Here is a 26,171-nt window from a genome sequence, read left to right as displayed (position 1 = left end):
GGAAGCAGTGTTTGGGTTGGGTGTGTCAAACAGAAAATCAAGATGAAAAAGAGCATCTGAAAAGGTGCTCTTTTTATAAGCCTGTGGTATGCCATTTTCTATTTCTTTTGTTTGTGATGCCTACAAAAATTCCCTAAAATATCCTATAATATGATTCGTTGCACACGCACCTCATATCTGTGCAAAATTGCGTAACGATACGAGGTTTGGATTATTTTTGATGTGTTGTATTGTGTTTTGACAGGGCTGATGATACTTGATCTATATTTTGAAATTCGGTGCGGCATGGATACTCCCGCCGGGGATCTTTATTCTCGCAATGCTCGGGATTGCCGTCTATCTCTGGAAAAAACGACACCAACATCGTGCGGCAGGAGCGCTCACAGCACTTGTTCTTGCGCTCTATCTGCTCTCCATCGGAGCGGTTGCTGATCGTCTGATGGGAGACCTTGAGCGGACATATGATGTGCCTGCGGAAGCGCAGGGGGATGTGATCGTCATGCTCGGTGGCGGGGCGATCGCAGAGGTGCAGGATGTGGATGGTGTGGGGATGCTCGCGCAGAGTCCGTCGTCGCGGCTCCTCACAGTGCTGCGGCTCTATCACATCCATCGTCTGCCAATCCTGCTCTCGGGCGGGCAGGTGTTCAGCGACACCGGCTCAGAGGCGGAGATTGCGCGGCGCGTCCTGCGCTCGCTCGGCGTGCCCGATGAAATGATCTATGTGGAGGGGAACAGTCTCACGACAGGGCAGAATGCGCGCTATTCGGCGGAGATTCTGCGGCGTGAGGGCTTCACACAGCCGATCCTTGTGACCTCGGCGTTCCACCTGCCGCGTGCCGTGCTGAATTTCGAGAAGGAGGGGGTTACGGTGACACCGTATCCGACGGATTTCTGGGTGAGCGGCGATCCGCAGATCTATCTCATCAAGTTTGCACCAAACGCGGGGGCACTTCTCACAAATACGGTCTATCTCCAAGAGAAGCTGCGCATCTTTGTGACGAGGTACCTCGAATGACGAAGAACATGACGGAGGGCGATCCGACACGGCTCATCTTCTTCTTTGCCCTGCCGCTTGTCGCGGGCAATATGATGCAGCAGCTCTATGCCTTTATTGATACGCTCATTGTCGGACGTTTCCTTGGGGTGAACGCGCTCGCGGCGGTCGGCTGCACGGGCAGCCTCATGTTCCTGACGCTCGGCTTTATCATGGGGTTCTGTACGGGTGTTACGATCTACACGGGACAGCGGTTCGGCGCGGGTGATCGGCGGGGCGTGCGGCAGAGTGCTGCGGCGTGCATTCTACTCGGCGTTGCCGTGACACTCACACTCACCGTAATCGTCTTGCCGCTCACGCACACGTTGCTCGTGCTGATGGAAACGCCGCCCGAGATTTTGGACGGAGCGTATGACTTCATCTCGATCATCTTTGCGGGACTTATCATCTTTCTCCTGCTCTACATGCAAAACTGCCTCATCCGTGCGCTCGGTGACAGCAAGATGCCGACGATTCTGCTCGCCGTCACGCTCGCAATCAATGTTGCACTCGAGCCGATTGCCATCCTCGTACTCGGCTGGGGAATCCCGGGCGCGGCGCTTGCGACGGTTTTCTCACAGGGCATCGGTGCGCTCCTCTTCTGGATCTATATACGGCGACGTGTGCCTGCGCTCCATACGCACCTCTCGGACTGGAAGCCGAACACCTTCGTCCTTATGGCACATCTGCACATGGGGCTGCCGATGGCGTTTCAGTCCTCCGTCATCGCCATCGGTGCGATTATCCTGCAAGTCGCACTGAACAACCTCGGTGCACTGCCCGTTGCAGCGTACGCAGCGACGCAGAAGATCGACGCTGTCGCCGTTATGCCCATGCTCTCGTTCGGCTACGCGATGGCGGCGTACACGGCGCAGAACTACGGCGCGCAGAAATACGAGCGCATTCGCATAGGCGTGCGCGCGTGCCTCAAAATGTCGATGGCGTTTGCCGTCGGCATCGGCGTCCTCCTCATCGCGTTCGGCACATTCTTCCTCGAACTGTTCGTCGGTGCGGATGCGGCGGGGGCTGCGGAGGTCATCGCCTACGGGCATACTTACCTCATCGTCAATGGTTCGTGCTACGTTATCCTCGCACTCCTGCTTGTCTATCGCAACGTCCTGCAGGGACTCGGGCAGAGCGTCGTTCCGACCATTGCGGGCGCGATGGAGCTCATCATGCGCACGGGCGCGGCGCTCCTCCTCTGCGCGCCCCTCGGCTTCCTCGGCGCGTGTCTGGCGAATCCACTCGCATGGATCGGCGCGGCAATTCCTGTTGTGATCGCGTATTTTTGGACGGAGAAGACATTGCGGTGTGCGTCCTGAGCCGTGGTGCATTCGATCCATCAAAAAACTCGCTTTGCGTTATGCAAGGCGAGTTTTTTCGTGCTTTCGTGTAGTTCTTCAGATATTCTCCTCAACTTCAATGACGCGTATGCCTGTAGCAGCAATCTCGGCGAGGGCATCCGCATCCGCACCATTGCAGGTAATAAGTGTATGGACATGGCGGATGCTGCCGGAGCGGAAATTGTGCGTGTGCCCGATCTTACCGCGCGCGGCAAGCACATAGCAGTTGCCCTGACAGTGTCGCATCATCATCTCGTTGATGGCGGTTTCCGGCAACACTGAGGTTGTTATGCCGCTTTTCGCGTTGATCCCGGAGACGCCAAGGAACGTTTTGTTCGCATTGATCTTACTGAGTGTTTGGAGAGCAAAATCCCCGACGAGCGACTGCCGCCGCTCATAGATCTCCCCGCCCGTCAGGATGATCGTCACAGATGGGGCGTGCGGGTAGCCGATGACGTGGCTGTTGTTCGTCACGATAATGACACGCTTGTCCTTGATGTAGTCGAGAAGCAGCATCGTGGTCGAACTCGAGTTCATAAAGATGGTATCGCCGTCTTCGATGAGCTCGGCAGCACGGCGGGCAATGGCTTCCTTCTGGCTGCGGTCGATGCGCGCTTTCGGGTCTCCGTTCTCGGGGGGATCCTCTTCTTGTAAGGTGCCCGCGATCAGCTGCGCCCCTCCATGAAAACGTGTGACTAGCCGTTGCTTTGAGAATTCTTGCAGATCGCGCCGTATCGTTGTGGGCGAGACACCGAGTTCCTGTGCGGCGCTTTCCACCTCAATGGTCTTCTCCCGTTGTAGGAGCTTCAGGAGGTTTTGCTGACGTCTGTATATGACGGCTTTGCTGCTTTTCATTACATATTCCTTTCTATATTTGAGATATTTTCTCATAAAATATGCTTATCGTATTTGATATGCTCATTATATCAAAAATCGAAAAGGAATCAACCGTTAAAATAAAAAATGAACGTATAACGCATGATGAAAATAATTATCTTCCATAAAAATACTTGAAATGAGCATAAAATGGTGATATAATGACATAAAAGTTCCACAAAGCTATGTTTTATAATTCAATGAGCAAATAGGAGGAGCATTATGAGCAAGGTATCAGACATGACGCGTGAGAGCTGGATCATGAACACGTTTCCCGAGTGGGGGACATGGCTGGTCGAGGAGATCGAGGGCTATGAGGTTCCGCAGGGGCAGGTCGCTATGTGGTGGCTCGGCTGTACAGGAATCTGGTTCAAGACCCCCGGCGGCGCGAATTTGACGGTCGACCTCTGGTGTGGCAATGGCAAGCGCACGCACGGCAACGGCAAGATGGCGGTCGGTCATCAGATGGCGAATATGTGCGGCTGTCGCAACATGCAGCCGAATCTGCGCAACGTCCCCTTCGTCATCGATCCGTTCGCGTTCAAGCATGTGGATGCGGTTTTGGCAACGCACTATCATCAGGATCACATGTCGGCAGAGTGGGCGGCGCACGTCATTCAGAGCGGCATGACGACGACAGACGAGGACGGCAGGGACATTCCGGTTCCCTTCATTGGTCCGAAAAAGTCCGTGGAGACATGGATCAAATGGGGCGTACCTGCAGAGCGGTGCCGCACGGTTGTGCCGGGCGATGTCATCAAGATCAAGGATATTGAGATCATCGCGCTTGACAGCTTTGACCGTACCTGCATCGTGACGACGGATTCGACGGGACCCGATCGGGAGGAACTGACAGGCAAGTGTCCGACGGATATGGATGAGAAGGCGGTCAACTATCTCCTGAAGACGCCAGGCGGCAACATCTACCATTCGGGCGACTCTCACTTCTCGATCTACTTCGCAAAGCATGGCAAGGACTACGACATTGACGTCGCGTTTGGTTCGTTCGGTGAGAATCCGATCGGCATGCAGGATAAGATGACCTCCATTGACATCCTGCGCATGGCAGAGAATCTGCGATGCAAGGTGGTCTGTCCGATCCACTGGGATGTGTGGTCGAACTTCCAGGCGGACTGCGATGAGATCAAGCTCATCTATGATTTCAAGAAGGATCGCAACGAGTATGGGTTCCATCCGTTCTTCTGGCAGGTCGGCGGTCGCTATGTCTATCCGCAGGACAAGGACAAGATCTACTATCATCATCGCCGCGGCTTCGAAGACTGCTTCGAGCATCCGCAGAACATTCCGTTCCGTTCCTGTCTGTAAGAGAGAGGGTGACAGTATTGTTCAAGGAATTTGTTGCACAGAAACACTATTCGTTCCACGAGGGCTTTGACGACTGGCGAGATGCGATCCGCGCCGCCTGCGCACCACTCGAGGCGGACGGTAGCATCGAGCCGGAGTATGCCTCCTTTATCATCGAAAAGGTGGAGGAGCTCGGCCCCTACATCGTGATTGCCCCCGACATCTGCATCCCGCACGCGGAGCGCGGGCGCGGCGTGAACCATACGGCAATGTGCTTCATGAAGACCGAAAAGCCCGTACGTTTCCATGAGGACGGGGAGCATGACGCACGCATTTTCGTTGTCCTTGCGGCAGCGGACGACGAGGAGCACATCCAAAATCTGATGGAACTCTCGGAGTGCCTGTCGGATGAAACAATTGTCGCAAAGCTTCTTGCGGCAAAAACGCCCGAAGACCTGCGTGCGATTGAGGAATAGGATTCAGCCATAAGGAGGCAGGGGAATGGAAATTGTATTGTCTGTCTGGGAATTCTTCCAGAACAACATCCTCACGAAGCCACAGTTCTTTATCGGCTTCATCGTCTTTGTCGGCTACGCTCTTCTGAAAAAACCCATCTACGAATGCATAGCGGGCTTTATCAAGGCGGTCGTCGGCTACATGATCCTGATGGTTGCATCGAGCGGACTTGTTGGGAACTTCCGTCCGGTGCTGGCAGGGCTGAAGGATCGCTTTGACCTTTCGGCAGCGGTCATCGACCCATATTTCGGGCAGGCGGCGGCGCAGATGAGCGTGGAACACATCGGACGCTCGTTCTCGATGATGATGATGGTGCTCCTGATCGCGTTTGCCATCAACATCCTGCTCGTCATGCTGCGCAGGTATACGAAGATCCGCACGCTCTTCATCACGGGGCACGTCATGGTGCAGCAGTCCTCGACAGCGCTCTGGCTCGTCCTCTTCTGTTTCCCCGAACTGCAGGATCCGGGTGTTGTGCTCATGCTGGGCGTCCTGCTCGGTACCTACTGGTCGGTCGCCTCGAACCTCACCGTCGAGCCTGTGGCGAAGCTCACCGAGGGCGGTGGCTTTGCGACAGGTCATCAACAGATGTTTGGCATCTTCCTCGTTTCGAAGCTCGCCAAGAAGATCGGCAATCCGCAGAAGTCGCTTGAGAATCTGAAACTGCCGGGCTTCCTCTCCATCTTCAACGAGAATGTCGTTGCGACCGGTATTCTCATGACATTCTTCTTCGGCGCGATCATCTCGATTCTCGGTGCGGATCTCATGCACCAGATCGACAAGGGGTTCAGCGAGAAGCAGAATTTTGTCTTCTATATTGTTGAAAAATCGTTCAACTTCGCCGTCTACCTCACGATCCTGCAGCTCGGCGTCCGTATGTTCGTCTCGGAGCTGACCAACTCGTTCCAAGGCATCTCCGAGAAGCTGCTGCCCGGCTCCGTGCCTGCGGTTGACTGTGCAGCGACCTACGGCTTCGGTCATCCGAACGCTGTGACGTTCGGCTTTCTCTTTGGTGCGTTCGGTCAATTTCTCGCGATTATCGGTCTGATTGTCTTTGAGAGTCCGATCCTCATCATCAGCGGATTCGTACCGCTCTTCTTCGACAACGCGACCTTTGCCGTCTTTGCAAACCGTCTCGGCGGCGTGCGCGCGGCGGCGATCATCCCGTTCTTCAGTGGCATGATCCAGGTGCTCGGCGGCGGCTTTGCAGCGTACTACTTCACGACAGGGATGTTCGGCGGCTGGCACGGAAATTTTGACTGGGATACGATCTGGCCGTTCATCGGCGTCATCATGAACAACTTCCAGTATGTCGGCGTTGCAGTGGTGGTCATCATTCTGCTCACCATTCCACAGATCATTTACCGGCGCAATAAAGACACCTACTTCCTCATCGCCGAGGACTTCGACGAATACAAGGAAGTCATGGCGAAGAAGCAGGGCGTGCCTGTGGACAAGGTGGTTATCGACTAAGGTCAGTCTGTTGTATTTACTATAAAGGAGTGCATTAAAATGTTGAAAGTCATTGCAGCATGCGGCAGCGGTATGGGATCCTCGCAGATTATCAAAATGAAGCTCGCGAAGGTCTTCAAGAAGCTCGGCATTGATGCAGAGGTCTATCACACGAACGTCGGTGATGCGAAGTCACAGGCGAACAACTACGATGTTGTTTTTTGCTCGGCATCGCTCGTGGACACGTTCAAGGGGACGAAGCCAGTCGTCATCGGGTTGAAGAATCTCCTGTCCGAGGGCGAGATGGAGGAAAAGATTCAGGCTGCCGGCATTAAGTAAATCATACGAGAGGGGAGTCGCCGGCGGTGGCTCCTCTTTTTTCCAAATGAACGGGGGCAATTATGGGAAAAAGCTATCAGCTCGGACTCTATGAAAAGGCCATGCCGTCTGCGCTCACATGGCGCGAGAAGCTGACCGCTGCGAAGGAGGCGGGCTTTGACTATGTGGAGATGAGCATTGACGAAACGGACGAAAAGCTCGCGCGTCTCCATATGAGTGCGGCGGAGATGGAGGAGATCCGCGCTGCGATGCGCACGACGGGGATCCTGTTCGGCTCAATCTGTCTCAGCGGACATCGAAAATATCCGCTTGGGAGTCCCGATCCTGCGAAGCAGGTGCGGAGCATAGAGATCATGGCAGACGCCATCGACCTTGCGGTAGAGCTCGGAATTCGGACGATTCAGCTCGCAGGCTACGATGTCTACTACGACAAGGGCACAGAGGAGACGCGTGCGGCGTTTGCGCGCAATCTCGCGAAGTCTGCACTGCTTGCGGCGCGCAGCGGCGTGCAGCTCGGCTTTGAGACGATGGAGACGCCGTTTATGGATACGGTCGAAAAGGCGATGCACTACGTCGACCTCGTGGACTCGCCCTACCTCGGCGTTTACCCTGACAGCGGCAATCTGACGAATGCCGCGCTCATCTACGGCAAGAGTGTGCTCGATGATATGGAGACGGGACGCGGTCACATGGTCGCATTGCATCTGAAGGAGACTGTGCCCGGGAAGTATCGTGAAATTCCGTTTGGAACGGGGCACGTCGATTTCGACGCCATCGCACGGAAGGCGTGGGCACTCGGCGTGCGACGCTATGTCGGCGAGTTCTGGTACATAGGAAGCGCGGATTGGAAAGCTGACCTCGCCTTTGCCAATACATTCCTGCGCCGCGCACTCGATGCGGCAGCAGAGTAGAGAGGAAACAATATGCTGAATGTAAAGAAGAAGATCATTGGCGAACTTGCCAAATGCTACTCACTTACCATGCTGAACTACAAGGGCACGCGGCACTTCCTCTGCGCAGCGGAAAAGGTGGACAAGTGCTACCTTATCAACCTCGACGGTGACATCGAGGAGACCGTCTGGGAGGGACCCGGAGGTGTCATGACGATGGTGCAGGTTCCGGGCACGGATGGGCAGTTCCTTGCCACGCGCAAGTTCTACTCACCGAATGACGGCAAGGAGGCATCCATTGTCATCGTTACTCCGCGCGGAAAAGATGATTGGGAGGTGCGGACGCTCTGCGACCTGCCTTTTGTCCATCGTTTCGACATCCTGCAGTCGGGTGGACGGAACTATCTCATCGCCTGTGCGCTGAAGTCAGGGCATGAGTACAAGGAGGACTGGCGCTTCGCGGGCAGAGTTTTTGCCGCAGAACTGCCCGCCGATCTCTCGTCGTATAACGATGAGAACCAGCTGCAGCTCGAGATCCTGAAGGAGGGGCTGCTCAAGAACCACGGCTACTATCGTCACGTCGATGAGAGCGGCGCGATGAGCAGCATCGTATCGACGGACAACGGCGTGTTCCGCTTCTACCCGCCAACGGAGGAGGGCGATGCGTGGTGCATCGACGAACTCATTTCCGATGCGGCGAGTGATGGCCTGCTGCTTGATCTCGATGGGGACGGCGTGGAGGAGCTGTGTACGATCGCGCCGTTCCACGGCGACACGATCAACATTTACAAGCAGGAGAACGGGAAATTCACGCTCGTCTACACCTATCCTGAAAAACTCGAATTCCTCCACGCCATCTTTGGCGGCATGATCTGCGGAAAACCGACGTGGATTCTCGGACACCGCAAGGGCGAACGGCTGCTCCTCGCCTTTACCTATGAGGAGGGCAAGGGCTATGTCGCGCAGGAACTCGATCGTGGCTGCGGCGCGGCGAATGTCCTGCACTATGTCTACGAGGGCAAGGACATCCTCATCGCGACGAATCGCGAGATCGACGAGATCGCGCGCTACGAACTGACCTAAGGAGGGAACAGTATGCTGGAACAACTTAAGGAGCAGGTCTATCAGGCGAATATGCTTCTGCCGAAACACCATCTCGTGACGTTTACATGGGGGAACGTGTCGGGCATCGACCGCGAAAAGGGGCTTTTCGTCATTAAGCCGTCGGGTGTGGAGTACGATGAAATGAAGCCGTCGGATATGGTCGTCGTCGATCTCGACGGCAAGCGCGTTGAGGGAGATCTGAATCCGTCCTCGGACACCGAGACGCATCGCATTTTCTATCAGAAATTCCCGAACATCGGCGGCGTCGTGCACACGCATTCGCGCTGGGCAACCCTGTTTGCACAGGCGGGGTGTGGTGTGCATGCCTACGGGACAACGCACGCCGACTACTACTACGGCGAGATTCCGTGCACACGTGATATGACCGAGGAGGAGATCAAGAGTGGCTACGAGTACAACACGGGAGTGGTCGCTGTCGAGCGCTTTGAAAAGGCACATCTGAACCCCGACCACGTCCCCGCCGTCCTCGTCAAGAATCACGGCCCGTTCTGTTGGGGCAAAGATCCCTTTGATGCCGTGCACAACGCCATCGTTCTTGAGGAGGTCGCCATGATGGCGTTCCACACCGAGATGCTCATGCCGGGCGTGCAGGCAATGCAGCAGACACTCCTCGACAAACATTTCCTCCGCAAGCACGGCGCAAACGCCTACTACGGGCAGAAGAAGTAATACACATACGAATCATCCAAAGAGCAGACTATCTCTGCTCTTTTTTTGTATCGCCAACGTCTTTACGGGGGGGGTGAAAAGTGCTAACATAAAAGACAGAGAGAATCTGTGGATAAGTGCGTACGATGTACGCGCGAGAGAAAGGGATAAATTCTATGGAACAATATTCTAGCATGAATGAAGAAAACAGCTGCTCTTTGCAGTTTACGGGCGGGCGCGATTCTACATTGACAGCAATTCATTTGATAGAGAAATATCAGATGAAGACGTTGCATTTATTGACATTTCAGACGGACTTGATGACAGATATAGATAAAGTTTACAAAAACGTAGAGAAGCTGGAAGAGTACTTTAGGAAAAAAGCGAGGATAAACCACCACCTGCTGGATACGAACCAATTACTTAGAGATCTGGTACAAAAAAATTATTTCCATGATCTTATCCAATTCAAAACATATAATGCGGCAACATTTTGTCCATCATGTAGATTATCTCATCACGCAAACACGATTATATTTTGCAAGATCAATGGAGTTGGTAACTCAGCGGATGGTGTAAATGAGCTTACCGGCTTTGATCTGTTTCAGCAGGAATGGGCTGTTGATATGGTTCGTCAGCTTTACAAAGAATACGGAATTTCCTATCACACACCTCTCTTGCATCAGAAAACATCATCGGAAGTTCTTTTAGAAGAATATAATGAGAAAAATGCCTTGGACAACCCTTTTTATGAAGAACAGCCAAGGTGTATTGGCGGAGGACAATTCCATAATTTGTATTTGCGGTGTTATTATTTACCTCTGAAAGGAAAGCAAGCCTACATTGAGGTATCAAAAAAATGGATTGCGAAAAAATTGCCATTCATACGAGAGTATATAGATCGTGCATTGAGAGAAAAACTATGAAAAAAATATTAATGCTGTATCGGGATTTTGGATTTGATACGGGGGTGAAGGTATCAAATTATCATTTGGAGAACCTCATACATTCAGAAGGCATCTTGTGTCATTCGTATGGTTATCAAAATGATGAGGATTTACTTTCATATGTAAAATGCAACCCTGTTGATGTTGTTTTACTCCAAGCTCCGACTTTCAGGCGTGGCTGTATAGAGCAACTATTGGAAATAGGATGTACAGTATGCCTCGTTATTCATTCTACAATTTCGTTTTTGCAGGTAGAAGAAGAGGCATTTGACAATGTTCAGGAATATTTACAAATATCGCATCCTCGATTCTTTCTTGCAAATCCCTGCTGTTATGAGGTGGTGGGCTTTCTTTCGTATGCGAAAGCCAATGTGATCTATCTCCCCAATACATACAATTCCATAATAAAGCCGAGAAAGAGAAAACGAAATCATGATTTTATCCGCATAGCGTTGTTTTGTGCATATCGTCCATTTAAGAATATAATGACGCAGATTACTGCATGTAGTATTCTGTATAAGTATTTACCCATTGAACTTCATTTGTTAGAATCTAAAATGAACTCAGTATACCATAATACACTTTCCTTGTTGAGCAATATGAATTTTCCGTTTGTTCTTCATCCACAATGCAGTAACTCTGAGATGCATCAAATTTTAGAACAAATGGATATCGGTCTCCAAGTATCGTACTCAGAAACATTCTCGTACATTATTTATGAGCATATGATACATGGAACACCGACTGTTTCTTCGACAACTGTCCCATTTGCTACCAAGATAGTAGACTTTAATGATGCAGAAAAAATAGCAAGCGCCATTCTCGAACTTGTAGATAACGATGAAGTTTATGAGAATGCATCCGTGCAGGCAGTTGAAACAGCTAAAAGAATTAGAGAAGAAAATAATAGAGATGCGATGAAAGCTGTGCGACAGCTATTGGAGGTATAAAACCGTGAAAAAAGCAATCAAATTTTTTGGAATACGAGTTTTTGGAATAATCATTAGCATGTTTTCTCTATGCTGGATGCCATGGCATATTCGTGTAAAATGGGCACGATTTGTTTATTTTTTGACGTATGTAGACCCAAGAAAATTTCCTTCATATATGCAATTCATTGAAGAAACAAATGCTAAGTATCAAATGGGAAAACGTACGCGTGATGCTTATAAGAACATCGTATTAGTTCGTGAAAGCCATCTAGAAAAATGAAAAAGATAGAAAATAAATCATTCTTTATGGCTTTTCAAGATGAACAATTGATTGTCCTCAATGATAAATGCATAGGAGAAATTAGTCGATTTTGCCAACTCGTTGAACATGGAGGGGAAGTGCGTGTTCACCGTTTTTCTGATACTGCAGTATTACTTGAGTTAAGGAAGGAAAACACTACAAAGAGAAAGCAAAACTTTACGGTGACATTTCCCTCCTTAAAAGTGTTAAAACAAGAAAACTGGAAATACTGTTTTCCATCGCTTGAACCGTTTATTTCATCGGATTGTGCAGAATATGACCTTGAATATAGCACTTGGTTTCCTATGCAATTTCTTAGTATCTTTGGTGTAGGAGGACGCGTGCTAACCCTTGTTTCGTTAGATGAAACACAAGATCGGAAGAGGTTTTATCTCAACAAAACGAGCGATGGAGAAATTTACGCGAAGATATACTATCAAGGAGAGATTTCTCCTCAAGATATACTTGTTCTGCAGATAGTGCTTGATATTCGTGATGGAGATTGGCATGAAAGTTTATGCCTTTATCGTCAACTGTGGGAAAAACGTCATTTGAGCGGTGCAGTGTCACCTATTTGGCTGCAAAATTCATATGTTTTTCGTCAATGGTTTTTACATGAGAACTATGATGATGGGATTTTTGAGAAAAAGTCCGGGAACTATTGCATTGAGGAAAAGCTACAGGAAGATCAGAAGGCTTTGGGCGGCGTTGATTATGTTCAGTTATTTGATTGGGGGCAAACCCCAGAAAGCGGACGTGTAGGAGATTACATGCCATGGGCGTATCTTGGCGGCAGCTGGCGTCTTGCCGCAGGTTTTCAATATTTGAGAAGCAAAGGTGTACGAACAGGATTATATTTTGAAGGTTATCTTATCAGCAAATCGTCGCGCTTGGGGCGATTGAAAGGGCGTATATGGCAAGTAATGAATGCCAAGAAAAAATATATTCTTATGTTGGAGCGGCTTTTTGGACGTGTTGCCCGAGGGTTGAAGAATGGCATCAGGCTCTATATAACAAGATAAAATTAGCAATTCAACAGTTAAATCCCGATGCTGTTTACATTGATGAGTATGGCTGTGGGATTCAGTACTCATGTCATAACAATGCGCATCAACATTGTGCGGAAACGCAGTTGGATGGAGAGAGAATGTTTCTGAAAAGTTTAGGATCATTAAACACTTCTGTTTTAACAGAGTATTTTCCTGTAGATAACACCATCATGTATCAACAAGCATCACTCACCTATGGGAAAGGGATTATTAACTTAACGCGTTTTGCATTTCCTCTCTTTCGTCAATTTGTCATTATTCGATGTGATGAGCCCATCGGAAACGATATACAGAGTCTAAAACTTATATTTTTTAACGGACAAGGAATTTGGATTTCTGGTAACGTCAATGATGAAAAATGGTTTAGCTCAGAATTTTTGTTTTTATTGCGAAAAATTTATCGTATTTTGAAACAGAACAGACAATTTAGATCCGAAAATTGTATTCCATTGCTATATTACGATCCAGAAGGAATATGCGTTAATTCATTCATAGATGAAGAAGCAACGCTTTGGACACTTTATAACGCATCAAAGAGCAGAAAATATAAGGTGTTTTCCTTTTCAAAGCCGATGGACGTTTATGATGTATGGAGCGATAAAATCATAGGGGAGGGGATAAAGCAGGTAAAGATTTCAATTGATGCGGGAGAAGTTACTTGCTTGAAACTTCAAGGAGAAGAATAAAACAGGGCAGATACGGAGGCTCATCACCTCTGTATCTGCCCTGTTTGGTATTCCAATAGATGTTTTCCCTTAGGCGTAGGCTATACGTGGCGCATTGTGATCTGAAGCAGGGGAAGCAGAACCGTTATTATCGCGATTCAGTGCACGCTGCTGCGCAAGTTCTTCCTGATACCAACCCTCGAGTGCATCATACTCCCGCTTAAACTCAGGATCTTTTAGCTGTTCTTCCAAGAACTCTGACCATGTAGTCATGATGGATTCCTCCAAATGGAGTATTATCACAAATCTACAACGATGTTCTACGATTCTCCTTTAATAACGGTCTTCAAAATATCCTTTTTGGCCTCCTGTACCATTGCGGCGACCTCGGGCATTCCCAGTGCGGGCGCTTCCTTGATCATCTCGTTGAAGATGTCGATGAGCTCGTCTATCTCAAGCTCCTTGATGCGGTTGAGGTCTATAATCTGTGCGGACATGAGATTCCTCCTTTTTCATCAAACAGCAGGTACAGAATTGTCATAGAGCTCGTGTGGGGCAATGTCCTGCCCATCTGCCCATGTAACTGTAGCACCTGATACATGAACTGTTTGAAAAACAGCGGGAACTTTTAGCTTTTCGTACCATGACCCTTTGATGTACGGCATTACATCAAAAACTTTCTTCTCGCCTGTCTCAAAGAGCAGCAGCAATTTATAATCAGGAAGGGGCTGTACATCGAGTACTTTTGGCTGTAGCATGATATGTGCTCCTTTATTGCAGAGGAGGAATTTTGAATAGTTCTATTATACCATACCATTGGAGAAATATCATAGCATATTCCGCAGAAACTCCCGTGTCCGCTCCTCTTTCGGTGCACGAAAAAATGTCTGCGGCTCGCCCTGCTCGACGATGACGCCGTTTTCCATAAAGATGACATTGGTTGCCGCCTCGCGGGCGAACGCCATCTCATGTGTGACGACGATCATGGTCATGCGCTCGGCGGCGAGGGCGCGCATGGTGCGGAGTACCTCGCCCGTCAGCTCGGGATCGAGTGCGGAGGTCGGCTCGTCAAAGAGCATGATGTCGGGCTTCATGGCAAGCGCGCGTGCGATGGCAACGCGCTGCTGCTGTCCGCCGGAGAGCTGGCTCGGGTAGTAGTTCTCGCGATCGGAGAGCCCGACCTTCGCGAGGAGTTCGCGCGCGTAGGGGAGAATCTCATCCTTCTTCATGCCCTTGACATGGCAGGGCGCCTCGATGAGGTTCTCGATGACGGTCATGTGGGGAAAGAGGTTGAACTGCTGAAAAACCATGCCTGTGGACATGAGGATGCGTCGTACGTCCGATGTACTCGCATAGGTCGCCGTGGTCTCGCCGTCTTTCGTCCAACAGAGTTTTTCCCCGCGGATGGTAATCTCCCCGCGATCAATGGTTTCAAGTTTGTTGATGCAGCGGAGCAGGGTGGATTTGCCGGAGCCGGACGAGCCGATGATGGCGAGCACCTCACCGCGCGCGAGGCTGAGGTCGATGCCGCGCAGGACGCCAAGCGCGCCAAAGGATTTGTGAATGTCGCGCATGGAGAGCATGATCTCGTTAGCTTTCGTATCTGCCATAGTGCGCCTCCAGTTTCTTGAATCCATAGGTGAGCACGGCGGTCATCGCGAGGTAGAAGATGCCGGCAATGAGGAAGGGAGTCATGTCGAACTCGCGCTGAACGATGGTGCGCGCAACGCGCAGGAGGTCGTTCATGGCGAGGATGTAGACGAGGGAGGTGTCCTTGACGAGGTTGATGGTCTCGTTGCTGACGGGGGGCAGGGTGATGCGTAGCACCTGCGGCAGGACGATGCGCCGCATGGTGAGTGGGGTACTCATGCCGAGAACGCGTGCCGCCTCGAACTGTCCGCGCGGGACTGCCTGTATGCCGGAGCGGAAGATCTCCGCGAAGTAGGCGGCGTAGTTGAGGACGAAGGCGAGGAGTGCCGCCGCAATGTCGGGCAGCAGGATGCCGACCATCGGCAGGGCGAAGTAAACAAAGAGCAGTTGGAGCATCAGCGGTGTGCCACGCATGATCCAGATGTAGATTTCGAGTAGACGGCTGAGCAGCCGAAAACGCGAAAGCCTCCCGAGCGCGGCAAAGAGTCCGAGCGGGAGGGAGAGTGCGAGTGTGACACAGAAAATCTCGAGGGTGATGGTAGATCCCTCGAGCATGAGCAGTATCGTATCCAGTGTTTTATCCATTGATTTCATCCTAGCAGGAAAAAAGGACTGCCGCATCGGCAGCCCTCTTTTCTCTTATTTATTTCGTAATGTCCTTGCCGAACCACTCATTGGAAACCTTCGCCATCGTGCCGTCCGCCTTCATCTCATCCATGACTTTCTGCACCTCGCCCTGTAGGACGGTGTTGTCCTTCGCGAACGCGATGCCGAACTCGCTCACGGGACCGACCACAATGTCGAGCGCTTCGAGCTCCTCGGGATGTTTGCTCATGTAGTAGCGACCGACAATCTCATCGCCAATGACCGCATCGAGACGTCCGTTCTCGAGATCCATGAATGCCGCGACGTAGTCGGGGTACTTCTTGACCTCCTTGACCTCGTTCTTGTAGAAATCGGTTGCGTCGATGTACTCTTCGGCAGTACCCGCACTCTGCGTGCCGACGGTCTTGCCCGCAAGGCTCTTCTCATCCGTGACAGCGGTATTGCCCTTCTTCACGAAGATGATCTGACGGTTGTCCATGTAGGGCTTGGAGAAGAGCATGTTCTCCTTGCGCTTGTCGGTGATGTCGAGACCGTTCCAGAGGATCTGTACGCGTCCGCTCTTGAGCTCCGCCTCCTTGCTCGACCAGTCGATCGCCTTGAACTCGACTTCGCGTCCGAGACGTTTCGCTGCCTCCTTCGCGAGGTCGACATCGAAGCCGGTAATCTCGTTCTTCTCATTCTTAAAGCCCATCGGCGGGAAGTTGTCGTCGAGTCCGACGATGATTTTTCCCATTTCTGCTGCATTGTCCGTCGAGACCACTTTCTGATTTCCGCCGCAGCCTGTGAGGAGGGCTGCAGAGAGAGCCATGACCGCCGCACCCGCGAAAATGTTTTTCCAGTTCATTGTTGTATCTCCCCTTACCGTTGCTTTAATAAGATAAAGTGCTAACGTGTGATATTATACGGTATAGATTAAAATAAAGTCAAGTAAAATTTTCAACGGGCTTTGCGCTTTGCAAGCGGAAGCCGTCTCAATCGAGGCGACTTTTCTCGTGGAGTAAGGAGAGGGAACATAGGAGGGGGAGGACACGGCTGCGGCGGTGTCCTTTTTTGTTGTAGAGGAGGCGGATGTGCGGACGATATGAAAAACCCGCCACACGGGCGGGCAGCAGATCATGTGTCATGCAAGAGCTGCCTTTTTCTCGTAAAGAGCGGTAAGCGCGTCCTGCAGGACTTTGGAGATATTGAGCTGTTCTGCTTCGGCGAAGGTGTTGAGCCATGCGGGGATGGTGAGATTTTTGCGGACGGACTTGCTGCCGTACTTTGCGGCGTATGCGTCCATGTCGAGAGAGAGCAGGGAGACGAAGCCCTCGCCGATTTCGGGGTCGGGTTGAATGTCTTTGATGTTGCTTGCGGGCGGGATTTCGTTGCCGTCCTCAAGTTCGCCAAGAATCCAGCCCGATGCGGCATCCTCGCCCATTGCGATGGCGTTGGTGAGGTTGTCCCCTTCGCTGATACAGCCGGGCAAATCGGGGACAACGACGGTAAAGCCAGGGTTCACTTCACAAGGATAAAATACGGCGGGATATACGAGGTTCATATAAAAGCCTCCTTTTGGAGACGGGCTTTATTTTAAGCCCGTCATCCGCAAGACAGATTTGACAGTTTTCGGGTCGAGGTCGCCGGGATGATTCGGTATCGTGACTTTCCCTTTTTCTCTCTATGCTTGTAGTGCATATGCGAGCCGTTGGAGCTGTCCAGATACCAACCGTCCTTCTTGATGATGCGTTCAAGTTCCTTGAATCTCATCGTTTGCCCTCCTTCTAATTATACTATACGCATTATACACATGGAGGTCAATAGTTTTTTGAAATGCTTTCTTTGTAAATCAAAGGCAGGTGGTGAACGTGTCATATGGCAAACGAGGAGAATTTGATTCCGAACTGTGAACGAAGCCCGAGCGAAGCCTGAGAAAATGGGAAAAAAGGTGGCGTTGTGAGCGGCAAGGCGGATATTACGATCGGCACAAATAACATGCTCATCTACCCGCCCGAGAGTCAGCACCCGCCCGCCTTTATCGCGCCCGACGCTGCGCCTGCGCAGGTGCTCACGGAGCAGATTGATCGCCTCATCCGCGAGATGTACCGCATGAGTGGCATTGACTCTGTGATCGGCGTACAGTCGGCAAAGTCCGGCGTTGCGCGACAAAAAGCGGGCAAAAAGATGCGCCAAGATGGCGCGGCTGAATTTATCAGTGCTTCCTAAAAAGGCTTACATATCGGGAAATAGCGTACCTTTGCTCAAAGTAGAAAAATGTTTAATGTAAAGTCAAGTTTTATTTTATGGAGGCAGGGTTTTTTTCATAAAGGTCGAAATATTTATAGGTGCAATAGTTTCGTGCGAAATCAAGAGCATGTATCGAGGGAGGGCTTATCTTGCGTGCAATATCCGTGGACGATCTTGAAAATGGAATGATACTTGCGCGAACGATCGTCAATGCCAAACGAATGGTTGTCGTATCGGAGAATACTGAGCTTACTGCGGCGCATATCACGCGCCTCAAGTTTCTGAAGATCCCTGTTGTCTACATCAAGGACGAAAATGAGCTCAAAGAGGAACGTTCTCCGATCTTCTCGCGCAGCAATCTGTTTATCAAGCAGTATGAGAATGTGGTTGGGACGGCCCAGTCGATCTTTGAAGAGACAAAGAAGACGGGGAATGTGCCTGTTGCCGAGACGAATGAGATGGTGCAGGCCGATCTGCTGCCGCTCTCGCGCCGCAGCGGGGCGATCGACTATCTGAACGAGATCAATCATTTGGCGAGTGACATCTATAATCACTCGCTTCGTGTTTCGATCCTCGCGGGTGTTTTTGCCAAGTGGATGCAGATTAATCGTGAGACAGCAAAGGATATTGTGCTCGCAGGCTTTCTGCATGATATTGGAAAGTCGAAATTCGATCAGCGTCTGCTCGAAAAGAATATCGATACTCTTAAGGGAGAGGACTACGAGCGGTATGTCCAACATACGGTGGATGGGGCGCAGATTCTCAACAATGTCGCAGGACTGACAGAGGGCGTGCGCCTCACGGCGCTCCAACACCACGAACGGATGGACGGGAGTGGATTCCCCTTTAACATCAAGGGGGAGGACATTCATCTCTATGCGCGCATTGTTGCTGTTGCCGATCTTTACGATAATATCACGATCGAGCGTGAGGGATATCCGCGCCGCACCCCGTTCGACGCTGTGACGGAGATTGCGAGCCAGATGTATACGGCACTTGATCCTGAGGTCTGCATCCCGGTGCTGACGAATATCAAAAACGCCTTCCTCGGCTCGCGTGTCCTCCTCAGCAATCATCGTGAGGGTACGATCACGGCATATCCGCACGGTGTTGTGCCGCTCCCGATTGTCACGATCTCGGAGGATGAGGTGATCGATCTCAACGAGAACAAGAAGATTACGATTGTGGAGTACAATCCGAAGTAAAGGAAGCACTGATAAATTCAGCCACGCCATCTTAGCGCATCTTTTTTGTCCGCTTTTCGTTAGCAAATCCTCCACATAGCTTTGACTATGCGTCCGGTTTGCTGCCTCAATCGGACGAAAAAATCTGCGCCAATCTGACGGACTTCATTTTATCAGCGATTCCTAAAATTCTGCGCAAAAAAGGGGTTGTTGCATGAACACCCCTATCGGCTCGCTACGCTCGCCACTTACTGACCTGTCCGAGAAGCAAGCCCATAGGGCGCAGCTGATCAGGTAACAGGTCGTATGGGAAAACGTCCCGCAAGTCAAATCCGAAGGATGCAGACGCGCGGATGACGTTGACCGCTCCCCCGCTCTGGCGGGGGAAGCTAAGATGCAATTCTAGCCTTCCCCGTTTGACGGGGAAGGGGGACCGCGTAAGCGGTGGAAGGGGCACAAAGAAGGGGCGTTGTACGAAGTTTTAGCTTCGTGCAACAGCCCCTTTTTCTTATGATTTAGTCGATACGCTGCAACATATTGTACCACTCCAGTACAGTATCGTACTTTGGCTTCAAGCGTTCCGGAGCGACATGCAGCTGATCACAGGAGGCAATGACTTTCTCCCAGTCGCCCTGTTCGTAGGCGATGACGAGATTGAGCACACAGCGCAGATCGTTGTCCTCACCGAGCAGCGCATCGTTGAGATCATCCGCGAGAGCAACTTCTTTCAGTACCTCATCCATGGGCAGACTGAGCAGAACATCGAGGAGGGAGAACATCCCAAGCAGGAAGCCTGTGTCAGGCGTCAGTTTGGGACTCTTGAGATCCTCAGCAATGAGCTCGCAGAACTTCGCACGTATGAGCGAGAGGGTAAAGACTTCGGATGGCTTGTCCTCGGAAAAGGTCTGCAGACTGATGAGCGTTACCCAGCGACGTACACCGCCGGCACCAAGCAGCACCGTTGCCTGACGCAAATTGGAAACATGATTTGTGAGACCGATACCGACCGAATTGATGTAGGTGAGCAGTTTGTGGACAAGGGTAGTATCCGAGGAGATGGCTCCGGTGATGGCAGAGAAATCAAAATTCTGCCGATTGACTTCTTTGAGAAGACGCATACGAGAAAGGGCGTTGCTTGTCAATTTCTTTTGATGCAGGATTGCCGGCTTACAGAAGAAATAGCCTTGGAACAGGACGTAGCCAAAATCGCATGCCTGTCGGAATTCCTCTTCAGTTTCAATTTTTTCCGCGAGCAGACGAACGTGTTTGGGCAGAATCTCGCGCATTTTCTTGCGCTCTTTGGGGCTTTCCGTGATACGAAAGTCTACCTTGATGATGTCTGCCATGTTAATGAGCGGTTCGTAGCCGGGCAGGAGAACAAAGTCGTCAAGGGCGATCTTATAACCCGCCTCCTTCAGATCCCGCACGGCTTCCAAAATTTCCGGCGTTGGATGTACGGTCTCCAGAATCTCTACGACAACATTTTCCGGTGGGAGGAGTTTTGGTGCACGATTCAACAGATTTTGTTCAGTGAAGTTGATGAATGCCTTCCTGTTCGAGACCAGTTTTTTCATGCCAAAGTCGAGCATTGCACCGACCATGACGCTCTGCGTCGCCACATTGCCATCAAGAGTCGGATCAAAGGCATTCTTGAGTCCGTTGCGGAAAAGAATTTCGTATGCGTACACTTTTTTCTGCTGATCGAGTATGGCCTGTCGACCGATGAATACTTCTTCCATAGGAGAACCTTTCTCTATATATGTTCCATTGCCATGATATCTTCGTTGAGATATCCTTCGAAAGATATATTTATAACACCATAATACAAAGGCATTATAACATACCGGTTGAGAAAAAGAAATGAAAAAGATGGTCTTTAATGTTATAATGAAACTAAATTCGAATTTATCAGTGATTCCCTAAAAATGAAAATGGAAGTGATTGTTCTTGCTGAATGATATACAGATCGGACGCTATCTGCCCGGGGATTCGTTTTTGCACCGCATGGATCCGCGTGTGAAAATTGTTCTGCTCTTTTTCTTTCTCCTGCTCATCTTCTTTGTGGAAAATGTGACAGGCTTTGCTGTGCTCTCTGTGAGTGTTGCTCTTTTGATGGTGTTCTCCAAGGTGCCGCTCGGAATGCAGCTGCGTTCGATCCGACCGATTCTCTGGATTGTGCTCTTTACGTTCGGCGTGCATCTCTTTATGACTCCGGGCACCGAAGTCTTCCGCCTTGGTCCCTTCACGGCGACATGGGAGGGGATTGCGCGCGGTGCGTACATCGGTCTGCGCCTTGTACTGCTCATTCTCCTCAGCACGCTGCTGACGTTGACGACGAGTCCGCTGCGGCTGACGGACGGACTTGAGGCGCTGCTCTCGCCGCTGCGCCGCCTCCGTGTGCCGGTGCATGAGCTCTCGATGATGATGACGATTGCTCTGCGCTTTGTGCCGACGCTGCTTGAGGAGCTGGATCGCATTATGAAGGCGCAGAAGGCACGCGGCGCAGACTTTGAGCGCGGGAACATTGTGCAGCGCCTGCGCGCGGTTGTGCCCATCCTCGTGCCGCTCTTTCTCTCGGCATTTCGCCGTGCGGATGAGCTGGCACTTGCGATGGAGGCGCGCTGCTATCGCGGCGGCGAGGGGCGCACGCAGATGAAGGAGCTGCGCACAGGGCGCCTCGACTATGCGGCGATCGCGGTATTTGTAATCGGTGCAGTGGGAATTTGTGCCGTGAGTCTCGGAGGGCTGCCCATTGCGCCCTGAAAACGTGGCAGTGATGAAGGCGCGTGCGCGCAATCTTGTGCTGACGGTCGCCTATGACGGGACGAATTATCATGGATTTCAGCGGCAGACGCCGCCCGTGGTCGCCGTCCAGAATGTGCTTGAGCGCGCTCTTGCGAAGGTTTGCGGGGAGCAGGTGGAGCTCGCTGCTGCGGGACGTACGGATGCGGGCGTGCACGCCTATGGGCAGGTGGTGAACTTCTTTACGGATGGGCGCATTCCGGTGGAGCGTTTACCGCGCGCCGTGAATGGTCTCCTGCCGCCGGATATTGTCGTTACAAAGGCTTGGGAAGCGCAGCGGGATTTCAGTGCGCGTCATGCGGCGACGGGTAAGGCGTATGCCTATCGTTTGGAGGAGTGCACGATACCGAATCCCTTTACGCGCAATTATGCGTGGCAGATCTTTCGCCCCCTCGATCACGCCGCCATGCGTGCAGCTCTTTCTATGCTTGTCGGGACACATGACTACTCTTCGTTTCGCGCGGCGGGCGGAGCACCGATGTCGCCCGTGCGCACACTCGACGAGATCCGACTGGATGAGGAGGGGGCGGGGCGTTTTTCGTGCTATCTGCATGGCAACGGCTTCCTCTATCACATGGTGCGCAACATCATGAGCACGGTCGTAAACGTTGGGCTCGGCCGCATCTCGGTGGAGCGATTCGCTGCAATCTTTGCTGCATGTGACAGGCGGTTAGCAAGTCCGACAGCACCTGCCTGCGGACTTTATCTCCTCCGTGTGGATTATGGAAACGAGGACGATGGAAGGATGTGAGGTGTATGGAGCGGGGGGCGGCACAGCGCCTCATTGCTGAGGCCGTTCGCGAGCTGCGTCGCGGTGTGTCTGACGGAGAGGCGCGCGGCAGTCAGGTCATTGCCCTTGTCAATGCCATTTTGGATACGGCGCTCGCGGAGGAGGCAACGGATATCCACCTTGAGCCGATGGACGGCAAACTCCGCATTCGCATACGTGTGGACGGTATGCTGCGCGAGCGTCCGATTCAGTTTCCGTCGGAGCTTGCCCCGGTCATCATCGCGCGTCTGAAGGTAATGGCGGGCATCGACACGGCGAAGCGCAATCGGCCACAGGACGGACAGATCCGCTATCGCTCCGGCGATCGTTCGATCGATATGCGTGTCGCGGTTCTTCCTGTGGTGGACGGTGAGCGCATGGTCGTGCGCATCATGGACGCATCGGAGTGCTTTCTCGGCTGTGAGGAGCTGGACTTCACGCCGCGCAATCAGGAGATATTCGAGCGGTTGATTCGCCGCCCGACAGGGCTTCTACTCCTCTGCGGTCCGATGAACTCGGGCAAGACGACAACGCTCTACGCGGCGCTCTCGGCGCTGAACGATCCCAGCTGCCACATCATGACGCTCGAGGATCCTGTGGAGCGACGGATTGACGGGATCAGCCAGTTTCAGGTGAATCCGGAGGCTGGACTGACCTTTGTCGCGGGGCTTCGCGCAGCACTCCGACAGGATGCACAGAAGATCCTGCTTGGTGAGATACGCGATCGGGAAACAGCGGAGATGGCGGTGCGTATCGCACTCACGGGGCACGCGCTTTTCTCCACACTCCATACGGAGGATACAGTCTCAGCTGTCTTTCGTATGATTGAGATGGGGATTCCGCCCTATCTGCTCACAGCAACACTTTCGGGGGTGATTGCGCAGCGCCTTGTGCGGCGCGTATGTGAACGCTGTTCCGAGGAGTATGATGTTCCGGCTGGTTCGCGCGAGGCTGTGCAGCTGGGCGAGATCTATCATGAGGGGATGACTCTCATGCGTGGACGAGGATGTTCGCATTGTCATGGGACAGGCTACCGCGGGCGCATGGCGATTCATGAGGTGCTCCCCATATCGGAGTCAATTCGTGCCGCAATCCTTGCCGGATGCGATAAAGAATCTCTGCGGCAGACAGCCGTAAAGGACGGCATGGAGACGCTGTGGCAGGACGGTGCAGCAAAGGCGTGTGCGGGGGAGACAACGCTTGCGGAGGTGGGGAGAGCACTCTATGGATGAGGGAGCGATGATGGGGGATGTTTTGCGCCGTATGATTGCTGCAGAGGCTTCCGATCTTCATGTAGCGCCGCATCAGTGTATGCAGATACGCGTTGACGGAGCTCTTGTGCTGGAGGAGTGCACTCCAACGCCGCAGCAAATCATGCGACTGCTACATGAAATGCTCACTGAGGAACAGCACGCAGAGCTTCGTATGCGCGATGTGGATTTTGCTTGGGAGTACGCAGGGCGGCGCTTTCGTGGCAATGCCTATCGCATGCACGGCGGTATCGGGATTGCACTGCGCCTTCTGCCCGAACGTATATTGACTCCGAAGGAGATCGGAATGCCGAGGGCTCTGCGTGCGATTGCTGAGGCACGGGACGGACTGGCGCTCATCTGTGGTGCAACGGGGGCGGGTAAGACAACGACACTCGCCGCATTGATCGAGGTCATCAATCAGACGCGCGGTGTGCACATCATCACACTAGAGGATCCGATCGAATATATTTTTCCACCCGCGCGTGCCTTTCTTAGTCAACGAGAGGCAGGGCGTGATTTTTCTGCGTATCCTGACGCCATACGTGCTGCCCTCCGCGAGGATCCGGACATTCTCCTCATCGGGGAGATCCGTGACCGTGCAACGATGGAGGCTGCATTGATGGCGGCAACGACGGGCGTGCTTGTGCTGGGAACTCTCCATACGCGCGGTGCGGCGGAGACGGCACTACGCGTGGAGAGTATGTTCCCGTCGGACGTGCGGGATGCCGTGCGCGGACAATTTGCCGATGTCCTGACAGGCATCTTCGCCCAATGTCTTTTGCCGCGGGTGGGCGGAGGGCGTGTCGCCGCGTTCGAGGCACTCTGTGTGACGACTGCGGTGCGGAATATCCTGCGGCAGGGGAATTATAGCCAGCTGGATTCCGTAATGATGAGCGGGGCGGGGCAGGGGATGCAGACGGCAGAGATGGCAGAGGCTGCACTCAGGGCAAAGGGCATGATCGTATGAGGAAATTTTCGTACCGTGCGCGCACGATAGACGGTGCGGATATGCGTGGGACAATGACCGCTAACTCTGCGCCTGCTGCTGCACGTGCACTCGCGGCAGAGGGAAAGATTGCGATCGATATCCGTGAGCGGCGAGAGTTTCATCTGCCGACGGCACTGCACCTGCGCCGAGGAATGTCAGACGAGGCACGAATTGCGTTCCTGCAGGAGTTGGCGGTGCTCCTGAGGGCAGGTCTGCCTGTCCACGAAGCATTGGCACGACTTGCTGAGGGAGTGCCGCAGAATCCCTCTTACAGGAAAAGCCTTACAGCACTGCACACGGCAGTCCTGCAGGGGATGGCACTCTCACAGGCAATGGAGATGCAGGAAGAGGTGTTTCCCAAAAGTCTGATCGGGATGGTGCACGCAGGGGAGGAGAGTGGGACGCTCGATGCGATCCTAGGGGAGGCGGCTGCCGTGCTCACCGAGGCACACACGCTGCGCGAATCCTTGCGCAGTGCACTCGCCTATCCGCTCTTTCTGCTTGCGGCGACCATATTTTCTGTTCTGCTCATGACGGTGTTTGTCCTGCCGATCTTTGCTGCGCTTCTGCGTGATCTCGGCGTGGAACTGCCGCTGCCGACGCAGATCCTGCTGGGAGTGTCGGATGCGGTCGGACGCCAGCCCGAGCTGATTGGCGCACTTTTGCTCACCATTGCCCTCGCCGCAACACTTATGCTTCGCATGCCACGCCTGCGTCTCTGCGTTGATACAATCCTTCTGCACATTCCCGTGCTCGGGACATTCCTGTGTCATGCTTCTTGGCAGATGATTCTGCGAACTCTTGCCATCCTCCTTTATAGCGGCATTCGTCTGGATCGTGCTGTCGGACTTGCGCGCTCCGTGACGGGGAATCGTGCGCTTTCACATCACCTTGCGCGGATGGAGCAAGGATTGATCGAGGGGCGTACGTTCTCACAGGTAATCGTGCGGGAACCCTATCTGCCGCCGCTTTTGCGCGGCATGCTTGCAGCGGGTGAGGCTGCGGGTGATCTTGAACGCCTTCTGCAGCATGCGGCAGATTACTGCCAACGCAGAGCGGGCACATATGCCGTACGGATGGAGGCACTTGCCGAGCCCGTGATGATTGTCATCATTGCGTCCGTCATTTTCTTTGTTGTCCTCTCCGTCCTTCTGCCAATCTTCGATATGATGGATGCCTTGATGTAGGCAAACAAAAAGATGCGCCAAGATGATGGCGCTGAACTTATCAGTAACTCCTGAGGATATTTTTCCCGTTATAATAGAAAAAGCA

General features: G+C 52.3%; 31 protein-coding genes. 21 read left to right on the top strand and 10 right to left on the bottom strand.

All coding sequences use genetic code 11. The features are described 5' to 3' along the window. The first annotated feature begins 256 nt into the window (after positions 1-256). Together HMPREF9081_RS10585 and HMPREF9081_RS10580 are read left to right on the top strand one after the other, a co-directional pair. Positions 257-1,015 (top strand): YdcF family protein, encoded by a 759-nt coding sequence (locus HMPREF9081_RS10585; protein WP_006307300.1) that lies wholly within the window; start codon positions 257-259, stop codon positions 1,013-1,015. Continuing rightward, on the top strand, positions 1,012-2,355 hold the full coding sequence (locus tag HMPREF9081_RS10580) for an MATE family efflux transporter (RefSeq protein WP_006307299.1): 1,344 nt from the start codon (positions 1,012-1,014) through the stop codon (positions 2,353-2,355). The genes HMPREF9081_RS10585 and HMPREF9081_RS10580 overlap by 4 nt, the downstream gene beginning before the upstream one ends. 78 nt (positions 2,356-2,433) lie before the next feature. Here HMPREF9081_RS10580 and HMPREF9081_RS10575 read toward each other — a convergent pair whose 3' ends face one another. After that, on the bottom strand, positions 2,434-3,231 hold the full coding sequence (locus tag HMPREF9081_RS10575; protein WP_040395086.1) for a DeoR/GlpR family DNA-binding transcription regulator: 798 nt from the start codon (positions 3,229-3,231) through the stop codon (positions 2,434-2,436). Positions 3,232-3,474: 243 nt separating this feature from the next. Between HMPREF9081_RS10575 and ulaG the strand changes: the two genes are divergently transcribed. The 12 genes from ulaG to HMPREF9081_RS10520 all read left to right on the top strand — a co-directional run bounded on the left by ulaG (position 3,475) and on the right by HMPREF9081_RS10520 (position 13,442). Then, positions 3,475-4,578, top strand: a complete 1,104-nt coding sequence (gene ulaG, locus HMPREF9081_RS10570) for an L-ascorbate 6-phosphate lactonase (protein WP_006307297.1) — start codon at positions 3,475-3,477, stop codon at positions 4,576-4,578. A gap of 8 nt (positions 4,579-4,586) precedes the next feature. Beyond that, positions 4,587-5,033 carry a PTS sugar transporter subunit IIA gene (locus HMPREF9081_RS10565; RefSeq protein ID WP_006307296.1) on the top strand — a complete coding sequence of 149 codons (447 nt, stop codon included), beginning with the start codon at positions 4,587-4,589 and terminating at the stop codon, positions 5,031-5,033. Positions 5,034-5,058: 25 nt separating this feature from the next. Next, on the top strand, positions 5,059-6,546 hold the full coding sequence (locus HMPREF9081_RS10560) for a PTS ascorbate transporter subunit IIC (RefSeq protein WP_006307295.1): 1,488 nt from the start codon (positions 5,059-5,061) through the stop codon (positions 6,544-6,546). Between the two features lie 39 nt (positions 6,547-6,585). Beyond that, positions 6,586-6,864: a PTS sugar transporter subunit IIB gene (locus HMPREF9081_RS10555; RefSeq protein WP_006307294.1), complete on the top strand. Its 279-nt coding sequence runs from the start codon at positions 6,586-6,588 to the stop codon at positions 6,862-6,864. A gap of 62 nt (positions 6,865-6,926) precedes the next feature. Then, the gene (locus tag HMPREF9081_RS10550) at positions 6,927-7,775 is read left to right on the top strand and encodes an L-ribulose-5-phosphate 3-epimerase (RefSeq protein ID WP_006307293.1); all 849 of its coding nucleotides are present in this window, start codon (positions 6,927-6,929) and stop codon (positions 7,773-7,775) included. A gap of 12 nt (positions 7,776-7,787) precedes the next feature. Then, on the top strand, positions 7,788-8,837 hold the full coding sequence (locus HMPREF9081_RS10545; protein ID WP_006307292.1) for a hypothetical protein: 1,050 nt from the start codon (positions 7,788-7,790) through the stop codon (positions 8,835-8,837). Positions 8,838-8,849: 12 nt separating this feature from the next. Then, the gene (gene araD, locus HMPREF9081_RS10540; RefSeq protein WP_006307291.1) at positions 8,850-9,548 is read left to right on the top strand and encodes an L-ribulose-5-phosphate 4-epimerase; all 699 of its coding nucleotides are present in this window, start codon (positions 8,850-8,852) and stop codon (positions 9,546-9,548) included. Positions 9,549-9,703: 155 nt separating this feature from the next. Next, a complete protein-coding gene (locus tag HMPREF9081_RS10535; RefSeq protein WP_040395080.1) occupies positions 9,704-10,453 on the top strand; it encodes an adenine nucleotide alpha hydrolase family protein in 750 nt (249 codons plus the stop codon). Next, positions 10,450-11,424 carry a glycosyltransferase family protein gene (locus HMPREF9081_RS10530; RefSeq protein ID WP_006307289.1) on the top strand — a complete coding sequence of 325 codons (975 nt, stop codon included), beginning with the start codon at positions 10,450-10,452 and terminating at the stop codon, positions 11,422-11,424. Before HMPREF9081_RS10535 ends, HMPREF9081_RS10530 begins: the two co-directional genes overlap by 4 nt. A 4-nt stretch (positions 11,425-11,428) precedes the next feature. Further along, a complete protein-coding gene (locus tag HMPREF9081_RS13965; protein ID WP_154647319.1) occupies positions 11,429-11,686 on the top strand; it encodes a hypothetical protein in 258 nt (85 codons plus the stop codon). Beyond that, positions 11,683-12,729, top strand: a complete 1,047-nt coding sequence (locus HMPREF9081_RS10525; RefSeq protein WP_006307288.1) for a hypothetical protein — start codon at positions 11,683-11,685, stop codon at positions 12,727-12,729. Before HMPREF9081_RS13965 ends, HMPREF9081_RS10525 begins: the two co-directional genes overlap by 4 nt. Beyond that, a complete protein-coding gene (locus HMPREF9081_RS10520) occupies positions 12,621-13,442 on the top strand; it encodes a hypothetical protein (protein ID WP_154647318.1) in 822 nt (273 codons plus the stop codon). The genes HMPREF9081_RS10525 and HMPREF9081_RS10520 overlap by 109 nt, the downstream gene beginning before the upstream one ends. 69 nt (positions 13,443-13,511) lie before the next feature. On the opposite strand, the gene HMPREF9081_RS14610 is transcribed toward HMPREF9081_RS10520, so the two are convergent. From HMPREF9081_RS14610 to HMPREF9081_RS10485, 8 genes are all read right to left on the bottom strand, one after another. Then, positions 13,512-13,694 (bottom strand): hypothetical protein, encoded by a 183-nt coding sequence (locus tag HMPREF9081_RS14610; protein ID WP_040395073.1) that lies wholly within the window; start codon positions 13,692-13,694, stop codon positions 13,512-13,514. A gap of 47 nt (positions 13,695-13,741) precedes the next feature. Then, the gene (locus HMPREF9081_RS13955; protein WP_006307285.1) at positions 13,742-13,918 is read right to left on the bottom strand and encodes a hypothetical protein; all 177 of its coding nucleotides are present in this window, start codon (positions 13,916-13,918) and stop codon (positions 13,742-13,744) included. Positions 13,919-13,936: 18 nt separating this feature from the next. Continuing rightward, on the bottom strand, positions 13,937-14,179 hold the full coding sequence (locus tag HMPREF9081_RS10510) for a DUF2442 domain-containing protein (RefSeq protein WP_006307284.1): 243 nt from the start codon (positions 14,177-14,179) through the stop codon (positions 13,937-13,939). 69 nt (positions 14,180-14,248) lie between these two features. Further along, positions 14,249-15,031, bottom strand: coding sequence for an amino acid ABC transporter ATP-binding protein (locus HMPREF9081_RS10505; protein ID WP_006307283.1), 783 nt, complete (start codon positions 15,029-15,031; stop codon positions 14,249-14,251). Continuing rightward, a complete protein-coding gene (locus HMPREF9081_RS10500; RefSeq protein ID WP_040395071.1) occupies positions 15,012-15,656 on the bottom strand; it encodes an amino acid ABC transporter permease in 645 nt (214 codons plus the stop codon). Before HMPREF9081_RS10500 ends, HMPREF9081_RS10505 begins: the two co-directional genes overlap by 20 nt. 58 nt (positions 15,657-15,714) lie before the next feature. Next, entirely contained in the window at positions 15,715-16,521 is an 807-nt protein-coding gene (locus HMPREF9081_RS10495; RefSeq protein ID WP_006307279.1) for an amino acid ABC transporter substrate-binding protein, read from the bottom strand. A gap of 276 nt (positions 16,522-16,797) precedes the next feature. Further along, positions 16,798-17,217 carry a type II toxin-antitoxin system HicB family antitoxin gene (locus tag HMPREF9081_RS10490; protein ID WP_006307277.1) on the bottom strand — a complete coding sequence of 140 codons (420 nt, stop codon included), beginning with the start codon at positions 17,215-17,217 and terminating at the stop codon, positions 16,798-16,800. A gap of 41 nt (positions 17,218-17,258) precedes the next feature. Next, positions 17,259-17,426, bottom strand: a complete 168-nt coding sequence (locus tag HMPREF9081_RS10485) for a type II toxin-antitoxin system HicA family toxin (RefSeq protein WP_006307276.1) — start codon at positions 17,424-17,426, stop codon at positions 17,259-17,261. Between the two features lie 186 nt (positions 17,427-17,612). Here HMPREF9081_RS10485 and HMPREF9081_RS10480 point away from each other — a divergent pair, with 186 nt between their 5' ends. After that, complete coding sequence (locus HMPREF9081_RS10480) at positions 17,613-17,882, top strand: hypothetical protein (protein WP_006307275.1); 270 nt, start codon at positions 17,613-17,615, stop codon at positions 17,880-17,882. A gap of 206 nt (positions 17,883-18,088) precedes the next feature. Further along, a complete protein-coding gene (locus HMPREF9081_RS10475) occupies positions 18,089-19,108 on the top strand; it encodes an HD-GYP domain-containing protein (protein WP_006307274.1) in 1,020 nt (339 codons plus the stop codon). A gap of 494 nt (positions 19,109-19,602) precedes the next feature. Here the strand turns inward: HMPREF9081_RS10475 and HMPREF9081_RS10470 are convergent, their stop codons facing one another. Beyond that, complete coding sequence (locus tag HMPREF9081_RS10470) at positions 19,603-20,826, bottom strand: EAL and HDOD domain-containing protein (RefSeq protein ID WP_006307273.1); 1,224 nt, start codon at positions 20,824-20,826, stop codon at positions 19,603-19,605. 208 nt (positions 20,827-21,034) lie between these two features. Here HMPREF9081_RS10470 and HMPREF9081_RS10465 point away from each other — a divergent pair, with 208 nt between their 5' ends. The 5 genes from HMPREF9081_RS10465 to HMPREF9081_RS10445 are packed head-to-tail and all read left to right on the top strand — an operon-like array spanning position 21,035 to position 26,086. Continuing rightward, the gene (locus HMPREF9081_RS10465; RefSeq protein WP_040395065.1) at positions 21,035-21,850 is read left to right on the top strand and encodes an energy-coupling factor transporter transmembrane component T family protein; all 816 of its coding nucleotides are present in this window, start codon (positions 21,035-21,037) and stop codon (positions 21,848-21,850) included. Positions 21,851-21,863: 13 nt separating this feature from the next. Next, a complete protein-coding gene (gene truA, locus HMPREF9081_RS10460) occupies positions 21,864-22,640 on the top strand; it encodes a tRNA pseudouridine(38-40) synthase TruA (RefSeq protein WP_006307271.1) in 777 nt (258 codons plus the stop codon). 5 nt (positions 22,641-22,645) lie between these two features. Beyond that, positions 22,646-23,890, top strand: a complete 1,245-nt coding sequence (locus HMPREF9081_RS10455) for a GspE/PulE family protein (RefSeq protein ID WP_006307270.1) — start codon at positions 22,646-22,648, stop codon at positions 23,888-23,890. After that, complete coding sequence (locus HMPREF9081_RS10450; protein WP_006307269.1) at positions 23,883-24,878, top strand: type IV pilus twitching motility protein PilT; 996 nt, start codon at positions 23,883-23,885, stop codon at positions 24,876-24,878. Before HMPREF9081_RS10455 ends, HMPREF9081_RS10450 begins: the two co-directional genes overlap by 8 nt. Next, on the top strand, positions 24,875-26,086 hold the full coding sequence (locus HMPREF9081_RS10445) for a type II secretion system F family protein (protein ID WP_006307268.1): 1,212 nt from the start codon (positions 24,875-24,877) through the stop codon (positions 26,084-26,086). Before HMPREF9081_RS10450 ends, HMPREF9081_RS10445 begins: the two co-directional genes overlap by 4 nt. Positions 26,087-26,171 lie beyond the last annotated feature (85 nt).

The sequence above is a fragment of the Centipeda periodontii DSM 2778 genome (assembly GCF_000213975.1).
Lineage (GTDB): Bacteria > Bacillota > Negativicutes > Selenomonadales > Selenomonadaceae > Centipeda > Centipeda periodontii.
Note: the sequence above shows the minus strand (reverse complement) of the source record. Positions and strands in the feature narration are given on the sequence as shown.